This is a genomic window from Bacillus cereus group sp. MYBK79-1, assembly GCF_051915365.1.
Lineage (GTDB): Bacteria > Bacillota > Bacilli > Bacillales > Bacillaceae_G > Bacillus_A.
On the sequence record NZ_JBQAEO010000002.1, the window covers coordinates 57,574 to 72,827 of the forward strand.

The window sequence follows — 15,254 nt, forward strand, 5'->3', positions numbered from 1 at the left end:
CTCACCTCTTACCATTTAGTAAAAGACTAAGTGCCTTTTTAATATACTGATCCGTCGTTAATGATTCTTTTAATAACTCTGGTACAACGCGAGAAACTTCTCGTTCTGCGTATCCAAGTGCGCGCAGAGCTTCCAGCGCCTCATCAAGCTCAGCTGATGAACCTTTCTTCTCATCAAAACGTTCTGTGTCTGAGAATAAATCAACAAATGCATCTGGCACGACATCAGCTAGTTTTCCTTTTAAATCTAAAATCATTTGGCGCGCTGTTTTCTTTCCGACGCCCGGGAACTTCACTAAAAACTTCTCGTCTTCATGTTCAATCGCTTGAACGACCTGTCCTGTTTGACCAGAAGCTAAAATTGCAAGAGCACCTTTTGGTCCAATACCAGACACACCTAACAACTTTGTAAATAATAAACGCTCTTCACGGGTTTTAAACCCGTAAAGTGCCATAATATCTTCTCTCACATAATGATATGTATAGACACGGATTTCTTGCTTACTTCTTTGAAATACATACGGATTTGGTGTGAAAATTTGATAACCAATTCCATTATGGTCAATTACGACATATTCCGGCCCTACATACTCCACGTAACCTGTAACATATTCAAACAAAATACGATCTCTCCCTCTTAAATCATGTATTCCATTTTAACATATTTAATGATAGAAAAGCGAGACTGCCCCAACAAATGTTCTCCGTTTAAAACTTCTGTTATTTTCCATTGACAGAAAGTATAAAGCACCTTAATATACAGAAGTCGATAATGATTATCAATACTAATTAAAGGGGTTACATCAGGATGAAACAGAAGCTATTTATCTTATTTACTATTATGCTAGTTGTTCTTTCTATCGTTGGCTGCTCTTCTCAAAAAGAAGAATCAAAAGCGAAAGAACAACCGAAAACAAAAGTTGTAAAACATGCTAAAGGGGAAGCTACAATTCCAGTAAATCCAAAGAGAATTGTTGACTTATCTGGATCAACAGAAGAGTTATTACTTCTTGGACACAAACCTGTTGGTACAGCAAACACATATAAAGATAAAATCCAAAATCACTTAACAGAAAAATTAGATGGTGTAAAAGCAGTAGGTTGGTACTGGGCACCTAAAGTTGATTTAGAAGCTGTTACTGCTTTAAAACCAGACTTAATTATTTTAAATAATCGTCAATTGAAGATTTATGATCAGTTAGAAAAGGTTGCACCGACAGTTGTTTTAGAAACAAACTTAGAAGACTGGCGCGGTAAGTTTAAAGAAGTAGGTAAACTATTTGACGAAGAGAAGAAAGCAGACAAATGGATTGCAGACTACGATAAAAAGGCAGACTCTTTATCTAAAAAGATAAAAGAGAAAACAAAAGATGAGAACTTTATGTTCGTCGCAGTTACACCACAAAACTTCCGTGTATACGGTAGCTTCGGATACGGTGACATCATCTTTAACGACTTAAAACTCCCTGCAACAAAAGGGACAGATTTAAAACAAACGATGGCGCAGGTATCACTAGAAGGTCTTGTTGCATTCCAGCCGGATCAAATGTTTATTGTAAACTTCGGCGGCGAAGCTGATAAAGTGTACGAAGACTACAAAAATAGTGCCGTTTGGAAAGACAATAAAGCGGTAAAAAATAATCACGTATATGAAGTGTCAAATGAAGTCTTCAATACGAAAGCATTCAATCCAATCGGAAAAGACATGCTAATTGATGAAATCGCAAAACAAATTTTGGAAAAGAATAAGTAATAAAAAAGCAGCTCACCATGAGCTGCTTTTTTTCTTATTTTGCACTGCGTATTGTTTCATTTTTTCAATTGTCTTCACGAATCCTTCTTTTGACTTAATACGGATACCACGCTTCAACTTCGCCCGTTCATAACTCTCTAGCTTTTTCATATCAATTTGAAAGAAGGAATGAATCGCATTATCACTTTTCGGTACACCTTTAAAAATTTGTAATATCCCTTCCTCTGACACGCCAAAATAACCGCTTGTCTTTAATAACGGAGAAATATCATCAACTTTCTTTTGTAATACGATTTGTACATCATCACGATCAACAAGCTGCCATTCTTTATATTGCTGTAAAAACTTTTCTAAGTCCGCCACTTTTTCTGTAAATATTTCCTCGCTTACTTCTCCATCAACATACATTCGCTCTAATAAAATTGTAACTTCCGGCTCTTTTTCTGTTACTTCTGGTACTGGTCCTTCCGCCTTCACATTCGTTTCATAAACGAAACAAAACATCATAACGAAAGCTTGCATCGCAATCAGTATCCATTTCATTTCCGTTCACCTCTTTTAGGCAAGATCAAACTTTCATTAGTAGCTTTTCCGGAAATGGGGGTTTTATCCATATAAATGACCATATTACATTTCTCTCGAAAATAAAAAAATGCAGATAAAGTTTTATACTTATCTGCATTAGCATTTGTTTTTATATAAAATGAAAGACGCCTGCAAAGCAGGCGTCTTGATGCGTTTACGGCGAGAGACCAGGCGACCACATTCGCGTGTTTAGCACTTAAGCATATCTCTCGTCTTACGTAAATTAGCTCATCGCTTTGCTAATATAACATTAATAAAGTATAAGTGCAACATGTTTATAAAAATAATTCATTTCCTCTTTCATCCAAATGAATCGTATGTAAATTATAAATTGATAAATGCAATATATATGTTACAATGAATATAACAGCGAAATCATAATAAACAGGAGATGGATATTGTGAAAAAAATAAAGGATGAACGCCTCATTCTGCAAACGTTAAAAAACGTACGTATTGCCTTTCTTTTTCAATCACTTGGTATAATTGGAATTTTAGGCTATATCGGATTCACTGAAGGAATGGATCAAATTACGAAATCTCCATTTTGGCTATTATTTATTCTTACGAGTATCGTACTTAGTTATTTACAGTTAAGTGTTTCAATTGATGTAGAAGAAAGTGAAAAGGAAATAAAATTAACTCCTTATTACAAAATTGTTTTACGTTCTCTTATTGTAGGAATCGTTATGGCTATTATTTATATTATTTTCAGTCCAGAAAGACCCCTGTTTGAAGCTATTTTAACAGGTGGTATTCTCTTCATATGCTTTTTAGGTTCTTATTCCGTTAGTTATTTCATTAAAAAACGTCGTTTACAAGATGACGATGAATAAAGAGGAAGGGCTCGCCCTTCCTCTTTTGTTTTGCTATCGCATAGTGCCAGTTAAACCGTAACGGATGTCTCGGAACATATTTGTTATGTCACGGTTGAAATCGTTTGTAACTGTACCGTTACGCAGTCGTGTGCTCATTGCATCGACACGAGTAAACATGTCATTTCTTACAGAGACATACACATTTCTGTTTCCTACTTCATTTACAACAGCTTGACGAACTTCATTTGCAAGTGCCGTTTCATTCGATACTGGATTACGCGGTTTTACCGCAATCGCCACATCGTTTCCATATACAACGGTAGACACACGGTCTACGTTATTCATACGTTTCACACGATTTGTAATTTTTTCTGCTGTTTTACCATCATTGTTAATGTATGAATTGTTCATTGTAATATTACGAGTTGGATGCGGATTCGCAATTTGCCCGTTGTAATTTACATCACGGTAATAATTGTTATATCCTGTACCGTTACGACCATTTCTATATGTTACATAATCTGTATAACGATCATTACGCGTTACATTATCACGATACTGGTGTGTATCATTATAAGATGTACGGTCGTAATTGTAGTTACGTCCATCCATTGCATTGTTATCTTTCGGTGTACCACATGCAGCTAATGCACTGGTAACTAACAAAGAAGCAGCAATCACTTTTACTTTCGTATTCAATACAAAAACCCCCTCTGTTAGAATGAGCTTCTCTTCTGAAAAGCTCCCTCTTATGATGAGTAACAGAGAAGGTTTTTACACTGTTAATATTTCACTGGGGATTTTCTAACATTTGATGTAAATCTTCCGTTTCCAGAACGACTCTACATACAAAAAAGGCGGGAATACTCCCACCTTTTTTAAACTTCCTCTTCGTCCTCTTCTTCTGAAACTGGATCTCCAAATACATTTGCTGGATCTGGTTGGTAATACATCGTTCCTGGCTGCGGTGCATATGCCGATTGAGTTGGTTGATAATATAAAGGATTCGCATATTGCGGACCGCCTGGTTGTGGACTATATAGTCTACTTTCTCCTCCGCATCCACAATCTTCCTCACCTTGTACGAGCGGCGGCATATTATTATCCATTGGCATCATATTTGGATTTGGCATAGATGTATATTGCGGTCCAAGCGGCGCTCCTTGCTGATACGGCATTTGATATGGATTTTGTTGTTGATAATACGGATTTGGCGGCATCATAGGTTGTTGGTATGGCATTTGATATGGCAGCATATTCGGTGGTTGATTATTATCCATGATTGGCATTATATTCGGTGGTTGATTGTTATCCATGATTGGCATTATATTCGGTGGTTGATTGTTATCCATGATTGGCATCATATTTGGCATTTGATTATTATCCATGATTGGCATTATATTCGGTGGTTGATTGTTATCCATGATTGGCATCATATTTGGCATTTGATTATTATCCATGATTGGCATCATATTTGGCATTTGATTATTATCCATGATTGGCATGATATTCGGTGGTTGATTGTTATCCATGATTGGCATCATATTTGGCATTTGATTATTATCCATGATTGGCATGATATTCGGTGGTTGATTGTTATCCATGATTGGCATCATATTTGGCATTTGGTTATTATCCATTATCGGCATGATGTTTGGTATTGGGTTATTATCCATGATTGGCATGATGTTTGGTGGTTGATTGTTATCCATGATTGGCATGATGTTCGGTGGTTGGTTGTTATCCATGATTGGCATGATGTTTGGTGGTTGATTGTTATCCATGATTGGCATGATGTTTGGTGGTTGATTGTTATCCATGATTGGCATGATATTTGGTACTTGAATATTTGGCGGTATAACTTGCGGAATCACTACATTTTCTTTCGATACATTTGGTGACACAATATTTCCTACATTTTCTTTCTTTACTTGTGGTGACACAATATTTCCTACGTTTTCTTTCTTCACTTGCGGTGACACGATATTTCCTACGTTTTGTTTCTTTACTTGTGGTGGTGATACTATATTTCCTACATTTTCTTTCTTCACTTGCGGTGACACGATATTCCCTACATTTTCTTTCTTCACTTGCGGTGACACTATGTTTCCTACATTTTCTTTCTTTACTTGCGGTGATACAATGTTATTTTTTTTCGTTTGCGGAGAAATGACGTTATTAGGTTTCATCTTATTAATTTGAGGAGCAATTAACTCGCTTCCTTTTTTAATTACATCTGAAATTTTATATTCTTTTTTCGCTTTTATTGGTGGTTGCGGCGGCTGTGGTAAAACATTTACTGAGAACTTCGTATTTTCTTTCTCTGCTGGTTTTTGTTTTTCTATAACAGGCGGTTTTTGAATAACAGACGGTTTTTCAACTGGTTTTTCTATTTGAATTGGCTTTTCTTTTTGCACTTCTTTTTGTGGCTTTACCTGTACTTCTTTTTGCGGCTTCACTTGCATTTCCTTCTGTGGTTTTACCTGTACTTCTTTTTGCGGTTTTACTTGCACTTCTTTTTGTGTTTGTTGCATAGCAGGCTGTTGTGTAATTGGTGCTGATTGATACGTAACTTCTTCTTCATCTTCTATTCCAAGCGGAGTTGGCGTTGCTGCAAATTCTTTTTGTTGCACTTCTTTTACATATTGTTTTGGAGGTGCTGAACCTGCTCCAGCCTGCTGTTTTACATGAACACTGTTTGATGGCACTTTAATTTTCATACCTGGCATAATTAAATCTGGATTACTAAGTTGTGTATTTGTTTTTTTCAACGTATCAAAATCCACTCCGTACTTTTTCGCAATTTTCCAAAGGGTATCCCCTTTTTGCACGATATGAATTTTCAAATTTTCCCCCTCCTGTATAACTTATCTATAAGTAACAAACCTCATGAAGTAACACCTTCTAAATAACGTGAACTTCTTTTCACTTTTAACACTTCTTCTATTTCCAATTTAGTTCGAAGTGGAATAAGCATCAAAAAAATCGCAATGATTTCTTCAAAACAATGTATGCCCATTTTGTTCTCGTTATGATTATATGTATGAAAAAAGCAACGGGAATCCCGCTGCTTTACACACGCTCTAACATACGATTTAATGCAAGAACCGCTTCTTCGGTCACTTGTTTATCAACGCTAATAACGTTAATTTCTTCTCCTCTTTCTACCGTTTCAAGCGCCCATAATAAGTGCGGCAGATCAATTCGGTTCATCGTTAAACACGGACACATAAATGGATTAAGTGAAACAATTTCTTTATCTGGATGTTGCTGAATAATTCGGTTCACTAAATTCATCTCTGTACCAATTGCCCATTTACTTCCAGGTAATGCCGCTTCAATCATATCAATAATATATTTCGTTGATCCTGCGTAATCCGAAGCAGCTACAACTTCATAGCAACATTCCGGATGTACGATAATATTCATATCTGGATGATTTTTCCGTACGTTCTCAACGTTTTTCACTGTAAAGTTTTGATGAACAGAACAATGTCCTTTCCATAAAATCACTTGAATTTCTTCTATATCTCCATCGTACTCTAATGAATCTGTATGCGGGTCCCATACTGCCATTTTATCTAACGGGATACCTAAATCGTACGCTGTATTTCTTCCTAAATGTTGGTCCGGTAAAAAGACAAGGCGCTCTTTTTGTGTAAATGCCCAAGATACCATTTGTTTTGCATTAGAGGAAGTTACTGTCGCTCCGCCATTACGACCGCAAAACGCTTTAATTGCAGCTGTAGAGTTAACATACGTTAACGGAATCATCGTATCTCCAAATAATTTTTTGAGCTCTTTCCACGCTCTTTCTGTTTGTTCGATATCTGCCATATCTGCCATCGAACACCCTGCACGCATATCTGGCAACATAACGATTTGATCATCTGTCGTTAACATATCTGCTGTTTCTGCCATAAAGTGTACACCGCAAAATACAATATATTTTGCTTCTTTATTACTCGCTGCAACTTGTGCAAGCTGAAGTGAATCTCCTGCCGCATCAGAAAATTGTACCACTTCATCTTTTTGGTAATGATGTCCTGGAATAAATAGTGTTTTCCCCATTTTTTCTTTAATTTCACGAACGCGCTTTTCCATATCTTCTATTGTCATCGTGTAATAATGCTCTGGTAACATCGTTTCAATCGGTTGAACTTTTTCTAAAATACTCATATCCCTTTCTCCCCCTCTAAGCCACTTTCCTTACACCTCTATGTTGAAACTAATATCAAGTGCTTTCACTGAATGTGTTAACGCTCCAAGTGAAATATAATCTACCCCTGTTTTTCCGTATTTCGATAAATCTTCAATTGTAATGCCTCCTGATGCTTCCGTAACGATGGCACTTGGTACAAGTTTTGAAAACTCTCGAATCTCATCTGGTGTACGGTTATCAAACATAATAATATCCGCACCAGCAGCTACAGCTTCTCTCACTTGCTCCTCTGTTTCTGTTTCCACTTCCACTTTCACCATATGCCCTAATTTTTCTTTCACCGATGTAACAGCTTTCGTAATAGAACCAGCAAAAGCAATATGATTGTCTTTAATCATGACACCGTCATATAAACCGAAACGGTGATTAAATCCGCCTCCGCACACGACTGCATACTTATCAAACATACGTAGACCCGGCATTGTTTTTCGCGTATCGCAAATACGTGTATGGCTGCTATTTAAAGCAAGAACGACTTTATGTGTCATCGTAGCTATCCCGCTCATACGCTGGATAACGTTTAATATAACGCGCTCTGCCGTTAATAACGAAGCAATTGGTCCTTGCGCAGTTGCTATTATTTCGCCCTTTTCTACAAGATCTCCATCTTTTTTATGGAGCTCTACTTCAATTCTTTCATCAATTAATTTAAATCCTTCTTCAATTACTAAACGCCCCACAAAGACACCTGTATCCTTCGCAAGAAACGTTCCTTTTGAAAGTAAATTGTCTGGAAAAATAAGCTGAGATGTTACATCTCTTTCTCCTATATCTTCTAGAAAAAATCGATTTAATGCTTCTTTCACTTTTATCGTGTTCATAAAGCCCCTCTTCCCTTCATCACACAAGTTGTAGTTTTCTTTTCATTCGAACGATCTCTTTTTTCACGCTATTTCTATCTGGATAATCACTTCGGTAATGACCACCAATACTCTCTTCTCTTTGCAAAGCTGATACGACTATAAGCTCACAGACTGTTACCATATTAATAAGCGTTATCTCTTCATTTGTAAGAGCATCATGTTGTAATATCATATTTCGAACACCGTACTTACTAAGCCATCTCTTTGCATAAGATAAACTTTGCTCTGTTCGCACAATCCCAACATATTTCATCATGCATTCTTGTATTTCTTCTTTCGCCGGCAAATGATTCAGAACGATAAATTTCTTTTCCTTCTCAGCGAAGTTGTTCAATCCGTCTTTTGCCGCTTTCGTTAAAATATGTTTTCCTATTCTTTTTCCAAACACAAGACCTTCTAATAATGAATTACTGGCTAACCTATTTGCTCCATGAACACCGTTACAAGCTACTTCACCGACCGCATATAAATTTGGAATGGACGTCTCCCCATCACAATTCGTTTTCACGCCGCCCATATGAAAATGAGCACCGGGTACGACCGGAATACGTTTTATATTTATATCGACACCATTCTTTTTACACAATGATGATACAGTCGGAAAACGTTCTTCAAAATTTTGGATAGACTCGATGTTCAAATACACTTTTTCACCCGCCAAAAACTGTTCATGAATCGCTCTTGCCACTACATCACGGGGAGCGAGATCGTGATCATGGTGTATATCCATCATAAAACGCTGCCCTTTTCCATTTATAAGGACAGCTCCTTCACCACGGACAGCTTCAGAGACGAGGCCGCAGCATCGCCCGTTCGCGTATAACATTGTTGGATGAAATTGTACAAACTCTAAATCTACGAGCTCCCCGCCTGCGCGGTATACCATCGCAAGTCCATCACCCGTAATTGTCTTATCGTTAGAAGTAAAAGCGTATAAACCGCCACTTCCACCTGTTGCTAACACTGTATAATCTGCAACGTAACGCTTCAGTTTCCCTTCACTATTTCGTGTCAAAACTCCAACACATTTATCATTTTCTATAATAAAATCGAGCACCATTTCCTGTTCCACTACCGTAACGTGCGGAGCTACTTCTTGAATGAAATGCTCTAATAAATTCTTTCCTGTTGCATCGCCACCTGCATGTAAAATGCGACGCTTTCGATGTGCACCTTCTTTTCCAAGATGAGGACCCGTTTCATCTCCATCAAATTTCATTCCATTTTCAATGAGATTATTTATTTCTTTCGGTCCTTCCTTGACTAAATAACGAACCACTTCTTCATTGTTATAATGACACCCTGCTACTAACGTATCTTCAAAATGATCATTTGGATTGTCATATGTAGCAACCGCTGCGGCAATTCCGCCTTGCGCTAAATATGTATTATTATTACGGTTCGTTTCCTTTGTGATAATAATCACATTCTTTTCGTGACAAATCTCTTTCGCAACACGAAGTGCCGCAACGCCACTTCCAATAATTAAGACATCTGCACTTGGCATAATTGTTGCCTCCTACTTTACACTTTTCAACTGTCTTGACACCTATATTTACATAGTTTTAAAATAATGACAAGAGTTTTTTTATAATTCTTATTTTCACTACCATTTAAAAAATAATAGAAATGTAACTCTTACTAGAGAGAGGACCTTACATGATGATATATCTTGACTATGCAGCTACTACACCTATGAGCGTGGAAGCATTACAAACATATATAAAAGCAGCATCGCAATACTTCGGAAATGAGCAAAGTTTACATGATATTGGAGGAACAGCTTCTTCTTTATTACAAGTTTGCAGAAAAACATTTGCTGATATGATTGGAGGAAAAGAACAAGGGGTATTCTTCACGAGCGGCGGCTCGGAATCTAACTATCTTGCGATTCAATCTCTTCTAAATGCCCGAAATAAGAAGCATATTATTACGACACCTATGGAACATGCATCCATTCGAAGTTATTTTCAATCCTTACAATTAGAAGGGTATACAATTACTGAAATTCCTGTTGATAAAGATGGGCGAATTCATTTAGATGATTTAGAAACAGCAATTACAGAGAATACTGTTCTAGCAAGTATACAGCATGGAAACTCTGAAATCGGAACCGTCCAAAACATCCTAGAAATCGGGGCACTTTTAAAAAAATATAACGTTTTATTTCATTCCGATTGTGTGCAAACATTTGGTAAGCTTCCTATCAATGTTTTTGAGATGGGGATTGATAGTCTTTCTGTTTCAGCACATAAAATTTACGGACCAAAAGGTGTTGGCGCTTGCTATATAAATCCGCAAGTTCGCTGGGCACAAATATTTCCAGGAACTTCTCACGAAAAGGGGTTTCGCCCAGGTACAGTGAACGTTCCTGGCATCGCATCTTTTTTAACAGCTGCTGAGAATATATTAAAAAGTCAGCAGGAAGAAAACTTACGTTTTAAAGAGTTACGATCCTACTTTTTAGAACGATTACAAGCACTTCCTCTAGAAATTCAAGTAGAAGGACATTCTACTTCTTGTTTACCACATATTATTGGGGTTACAATAAAAGGAATAGAAGGTCAATATACAATGCTAGAATGTAATCGCCACGGTATTGCCATTTCTACCGGAAGTGCTTGCCAAGTCGGTAAACAAGAACCTTCGAAAACAATGCTTGCAATTGGAAAAACGTATGAAGAGGCAAAACAATATGTCCGCTTCTCTTTCGGACAACAAACAACGAAAGATCAAATTGATACTACTATTCATGCACTACACACAATTGGAAATCAATTTTATAGAGGTGTTAAATCATAATGAAACAAAATGACCAAAAAAAGATTTTAGGTGAAGAAAGAAGACAACTTATCCTTCAGTGGCTTCTCGCTGCAAATGAACCGTTATCTGGGAATGAACTATCGAAAAAAACAAATGTAAGTCGACAAGTTATCGTGCAAGATATTTCCTTGCTTAAAGCACGAAACGAACCAATTATTGCAACTGCTCAAGGATATTTATATTTAAAACCACAAGAGAAACAACAAGCTTTTGAACGCGTAATTGTATGCCAACATAAACCAGCGGAAGTACGTCAAGAACTTACAATGCTTGTTGATCACGGCGTTACGATTAAAGATGTAAAAGTTGAGCACCCTGTATACGGTGACTTAACAGCATCCATCATGGTAAGTAATCGCTTTGATGTAGAGCAATATTTACAAAAAATCGAAAACACAAATGCTTCCTATCTTTCGCAACTAACAGATGGTATTCACTTACATACAATTGAGGCAGATTCAAAAGAAAAGTTAGACGCTGCTTGTGAGGCACTAGATAAAGCAGGATTTCTCGTTTACTAATTCATGTAAAGCACAGAGTTTTTTATCATTCTCTGTGCTTTTTTAATGCTATAATATTGTAATCAATTGTAAAGGGGATCAAAAATGGGAATTGAACTCGTTCACTTTAGCATTGGCAAACCGAAACAAATGAAATATAGCGAAGATAAAGAAATGATTACTGGTATATGTAAAGAACTTGCAGAAGAAGCTTTTCTCTCAAAAGATGGATTTCGTGGTGATGACGTAGCGGATTTAAAACACCACGGGGGACCTGACCGCGCAGTTTGTGTGTACCCACACGAGCATTACGCACTATGGGAAGAAGAATTTCAAACAACGCTTCCAGCTTCCACATTTGGCGAAAACATTACCGTAACAAATATGTTAGAGCGTGATGTTTGCATTGGAGATACATATCAACTAGGTGAAGCAATCATTCAGGTCACACAAGCAAGAGTACCTTGTAGCACGATTTCAAAACGCCTTGGTATTCCTGGCATACTGCCGCGCATTGTAGCAACTGGATTTACTGGTTACCTATGCCGCGTTCTTCAAGAAGATACTGTACGTAAAGATTCTAAAATTACATTACTAGAACGTCAACCGAGCAATGTATCTGTTTTGTTCTCTAACGAAATTTATTTTCATAATAGAAAAGATAAAGATGGCATTGAAAAGATTCTTGCTGTTCCAGCACTAGCTGATATTTGGCGTGGTCAGTTAGAAGATCGTCTTGCGAAGTTAAAATAAAGAATCCCACCATCTATAGGTGGGATTTTATTTATCTATCACACGGTATAACCTAGCTCCCCCTTACAACCAATAAGAAGAATAGCTCCCCAGCACAGTAACAGAAAAACCGAGTGCTTCAAGTTCCATCGTTACACCTGGCAATAATACATCATCGTATGCTTTATCGACATCGATTAAGAAAAAGTAATTTCCAAGACCTGTTTTCATCGGACGCGATTCGATTTTTGATAAATTTAATTTTCTCCATGCGAAAGCTGATAACACTTGATATAGTGCCCCTGCATAATCAGCAGGTAACGTTATCATAAGCGTCGTTTTCTCTCCGCGGTTTTCTCCGTTATTTGGGAGTATTGCTTTCTTTCTCTTATGGAGCACGAGGAAGCGTGTATGATTATTTTTATGTGTATGAATACTACGTCTTACAATCGTTAATCCGTATTTTTCTGCAGCTGCTTCATTTGCAATGGCAGCGATTTTTTCTTCAGGATGTTCTTTCACATATTGCGCAGCGGCACTGGTTGATGTCATATCTCGGACGGTTACCCCTTTTAATTCTTCATTTAAAAATTTATGACACTGCGCAATAGCATGCGGATGAGAATGCACCGCATATACTTCTTCCCACACTTCTGCATACTGCGGATGTACAAGTAGATGTTGCTGAATTGGTACTGTAATTTCTCCTACAATAGAAAGTGGTTGCTCATGTACAAGATAATCAACTGTTATATTCACTGAACCTTCTATGGCGTTTTCTAGTGGTACCACTGCATAATCTACATTTCCATTTGCAGCTGCATCAATGCAGTCTGGAATCGTTCGATACGGTACATGCTCTGCTTCCGGAAAAAAACGACTCACCGCCATATTTGTAAATGTTGCTTCTGGTCCTAAATATCCTACTCGAATCATCGTCTTTTCCCCTCTTTTTCGTTTTCTTACTGTTATACCATACTTTTTTATATTCTTCTATGTAAATTTGGAATATTAAAAAAAGACTAGCATTCGCTAGTCTAAATGTTTCCTATATTCTCTTTGAGCGAAAAAGAAATAAACGATGCATGCAGCGATATAATACAGAATAAACAAGCCTACTTTTCTTAATGAACCATCCATAAAGATCGTATTATGAAACGTATATAACGCAACTGCACTATGCATACTCCCAACTAGAATTGGCGCAAAAAATAGCATACACAATTGCCAGCGAGAAACCTTCCAAACTTCTTCCTTCGTCATTCCCAGTTTAGAGAGTGCACCGTACTGCTTTCTATCCGATGAAATATTATGAAACCATTTAAAATATACGATGCTACATGAAGTAAGAAAGAATAATATACTAATGAATGAGCCTACAAATAGAGTAATATCGCCGCCTTCTTTCATATTTACATATAACTCCATATTACTTCGAAACGCATTATTATTATCTTGTTTCATATGTTTCCGTAAATCTTCATTTAATTTCTTCGTCTTTTCGATATTTGGTAATGTGTAGCCTCTATATATCATCTTTTCAGAATCAGGAACCTGATTTGCTATACTGTCAAAGTTTTCATCATTCATGACGAAGAACAGACCATTAATGTGCGAAGGGTGATAGTTAAATTGTACCCCTTCCTTCTGACCATTAAATACGAATGAATATGTTTGATTCATTACTTGCAATTGAATCTCTTTTTGATTATATACATTCGAATTATTGTATTTATTATAATAAACAAGTGTCACTGTACCTTTTTTAGGACGATATGTTTTCTGTTTTTGTTTCCTCGCTTCTTGGTTATATTCACTTTCTTTTATAAGCGGTGCTATTGTTGTTTCTCCTTTATTAGACTGAAAGGATGCATAAACTCCAACAAAACTCATAGATTGAAAGTCATCATACCCATATTGATGCAATAATTGTTCAATCGTGCCTTCCGCAAAGACTTCATGAGAAGAAGTACCTTTTTCTATGTAAGAAAATGAGTGCACGCCCCCGCCCCGCCACATATCTTGCATACTAGAAAAATATAAAAACACCGTACCCGTTGCCGTAACTACAAACGTCGTTGCCATAGACATCAGAAAGAAAAAGCGACCATTTTCTTTCATTCGATGTGACAATTGATTCACTATAAATAAATACGGATATGTATACATAATCTTTTTATTTCGTTTTATCATTTCTAATATTTGAGCAGTGCCATGTGTAAAAGAAAAATACGTTCCGAAAAAGACAAGTATAGAAACAGGAAAAAAGTATAACGCTATCGTTGGTATCGTCGCTTGTAACGCTAACGCATATCCTATCCCTAAACAAATAAAGCCGAATATACAAAGCCACATTGATGTTTTCTTCTCTTTTTTATCTGTTCGAAATTCTTTCAATAACCGAATGATTTTTATATTCCATATTCGTAAAGCACTTATAAAAGATAAGACAACAAATACGACCATATACGCAATAAACGTTCCTCCAATTGCTCTCACGTCAAATATAACGGGGAGTTCTTTCGGAAGCCCCAGTAACATACTAAACACCATGAAAAAGAGCTTTAAAAAGATCATACCAAGCCCAATACCGAAAATATTAGCAAATACCCCGATCAATATTTGCTCGGTCATAATCACTCCTATTACGTTAGATTTCGTTGCTCCCATTAACATATATAATCCTAATTCTTTCTTACGTGCCTCTATGAAAATAGAAGTGGAGTACAAAATAAATATGACGAAAAAAGAGATGATTATAACATTACATACGATAAGTCCCCAGCGTACATTTTGATACCACATCGTCTCCTGCATATACGGATGTACAATGACAGACATGTATGCAAAAGACGCAAATATCGCAAAACAACTACTTAAGAAAAACACTTTATAATTACGCCAATTTCCTTTTATATTTTGCAGCGCTAGTTGCCGAATGTTCATCTATCGTCCCCCTA

13 protein-coding genes and 1 pseudogene are annotated in these 15,254 nt (G+C 36.8%); 5 read left to right on the forward strand and 9 right to left on the reverse strand.

Going from position 1 to position 15,254, the window contains the following annotated elements; genetic code table 11:
• Position 1 precedes the first annotated feature (1 nt).
• A complete protein-coding gene (ruvA, locus tag ACTFOB_RS05005; RefSeq protein ID WP_000464511.1) occupies positions 2–619 on the reverse strand; it encodes a Holliday junction DNA helicase RuvA in 618 nt (205 codons plus the stop codon).
• A 188-nt stretch (positions 620–807) separates the two neighbouring features.
• On the opposite strand from ruvA, the gene ACTFOB_RS05010 reads away from it, so the two are divergent.
• On the forward strand, positions 808–1,752 hold the full coding sequence (locus ACTFOB_RS05010; RefSeq protein ID WP_151633558.1) for an iron-hydroxamate ABC transporter substrate-binding protein: 945 nt from the start codon (positions 808–810) through the stop codon (positions 1,750–1,752).
• A 12-nt stretch (positions 1,753–1,764) separates the two neighbouring features.
• Here ACTFOB_RS05010 and ACTFOB_RS05015 read toward each other — a convergent pair whose 3' ends face one another.
• On the reverse strand, positions 1,765–2,295 hold the full coding sequence (locus ACTFOB_RS05015) for a BofC C-terminal domain-containing protein (protein ID WP_000871171.1): 531 nt from the start codon (positions 2,293–2,295) through the stop codon (positions 1,765–1,767).
• Between the two features lie 442 nt (positions 2,296–2,737).
• On the opposite strand from ACTFOB_RS05015, the gene ACTFOB_RS05020 reads away from it, so the two are divergent.
• Positions 2,738–3,172, forward strand: coding sequence for a branched-chain amino acid ABC transporter substrate-binding protein (locus ACTFOB_RS05020; RefSeq protein ID WP_440024849.1), 435 nt, complete (start codon positions 2,738–2,740; stop codon positions 3,170–3,172).
• Positions 3,173–3,205: 33 nt separating this feature from the next.
• On the opposite strand, the gene ACTFOB_RS05025 is transcribed toward ACTFOB_RS05020, so the two are convergent.
• The 5 genes and pseudogenes from ACTFOB_RS05025 to nadB form a co-directional block, all read right to left on the reverse strand.
• Positions 3,206–3,853, reverse strand: a complete 648-nt coding sequence (locus ACTFOB_RS05025) for a YhcN/YlaJ family sporulation lipoprotein (RefSeq protein WP_440024851.1) — start codon at positions 3,851–3,853, stop codon at positions 3,206–3,208.
• A gap of 1,990 nt (positions 3,854–5,843) precedes the next feature.
• A pseudogene (gene safA, locus ACTFOB_RS05030) lies at positions 5,844–6,000 on the reverse strand (SafA/ExsA family spore coat assembly protein); the annotation flags it as partial.
• Positions 6,001–6,226: 226 nt separating this feature from the next.
• Positions 6,227–7,333 carry a quinolinate synthase NadA gene (nadA, locus tag ACTFOB_RS05035; RefSeq protein ID WP_440024852.1) on the reverse strand — a complete coding sequence of 369 codons (1,107 nt, stop codon included), beginning with the start codon at positions 7,331–7,333 and terminating at the stop codon, positions 6,227–6,229.
• 30 nt (positions 7,334–7,363) lie between these two features.
• Positions 7,364–8,197, reverse strand: a complete 834-nt coding sequence (nadC, locus tag ACTFOB_RS05040; RefSeq protein ID WP_151633548.1) for a carboxylating nicotinate-nucleotide diphosphorylase — start codon at positions 8,195–8,197, stop codon at positions 7,364–7,366.
• 19 nt (positions 8,198–8,216) lie between these two features.
• Positions 8,217–9,746 carry an L-aspartate oxidase gene (nadB, locus tag ACTFOB_RS05045; protein WP_440024855.1) on the reverse strand — a complete coding sequence of 510 codons (1,530 nt, stop codon included), beginning with the start codon at positions 9,744–9,746 and terminating at the stop codon, positions 8,217–8,219.
• Positions 9,747–9,898: 152 nt separating this feature from the next.
• Here nadB and ACTFOB_RS05050 point away from each other — a divergent pair, with 152 nt between their 5' ends.
• The 3 genes from ACTFOB_RS05050 (at position 9,899) to ACTFOB_RS05060 (ending at position 12,315) form a co-directional block, all read left to right on the forward strand.
• The gene (locus ACTFOB_RS05050) at positions 9,899–11,041 is read left to right on the forward strand and encodes an IscS subfamily cysteine desulfurase (protein ID WP_440024856.1); all 1,143 of its coding nucleotides are present in this window, start codon (positions 9,899–9,901) and stop codon (positions 11,039–11,041) included.
• On the forward strand, positions 11,041–11,583 hold the full coding sequence (locus ACTFOB_RS05055) for a transcription repressor NadR (protein ID WP_000812240.1): 543 nt from the start codon (positions 11,041–11,043) through the stop codon (positions 11,581–11,583). Before ACTFOB_RS05050 ends, ACTFOB_RS05055 begins: the two co-directional genes overlap by 1 nt.
• 84 nt (positions 11,584–11,667) lie before the next feature.
• Positions 11,668–12,315, forward strand: a complete 648-nt coding sequence (locus ACTFOB_RS05060; protein WP_440024857.1) for an MOSC domain-containing protein — start codon at positions 11,668–11,670, stop codon at positions 12,313–12,315.
• A gap of 63 nt (positions 12,316–12,378) precedes the next feature.
• Here the strand turns inward: ACTFOB_RS05060 and pheA are convergent, their stop codons facing one another.
• Both pheA and ACTFOB_RS05070 read right to left on the reverse strand, forming a co-directional pair.
• Positions 12,379–13,230, reverse strand: a complete 852-nt coding sequence (gene pheA, locus ACTFOB_RS05065) for a prephenate dehydratase (RefSeq protein ID WP_060632392.1) — start codon at positions 13,228–13,230, stop codon at positions 12,379–12,381.
• A 96-nt stretch (positions 13,231–13,326) separates the two neighbouring features.
• Complete coding sequence (locus tag ACTFOB_RS05070) at positions 13,327–15,240, reverse strand: ABC transporter permease (protein WP_440024858.1); 1,914 nt, start codon at positions 15,238–15,240, stop codon at positions 13,327–13,329.
• Between the last annotated feature and the right edge of the window lie 14 nt (positions 15,241–15,254).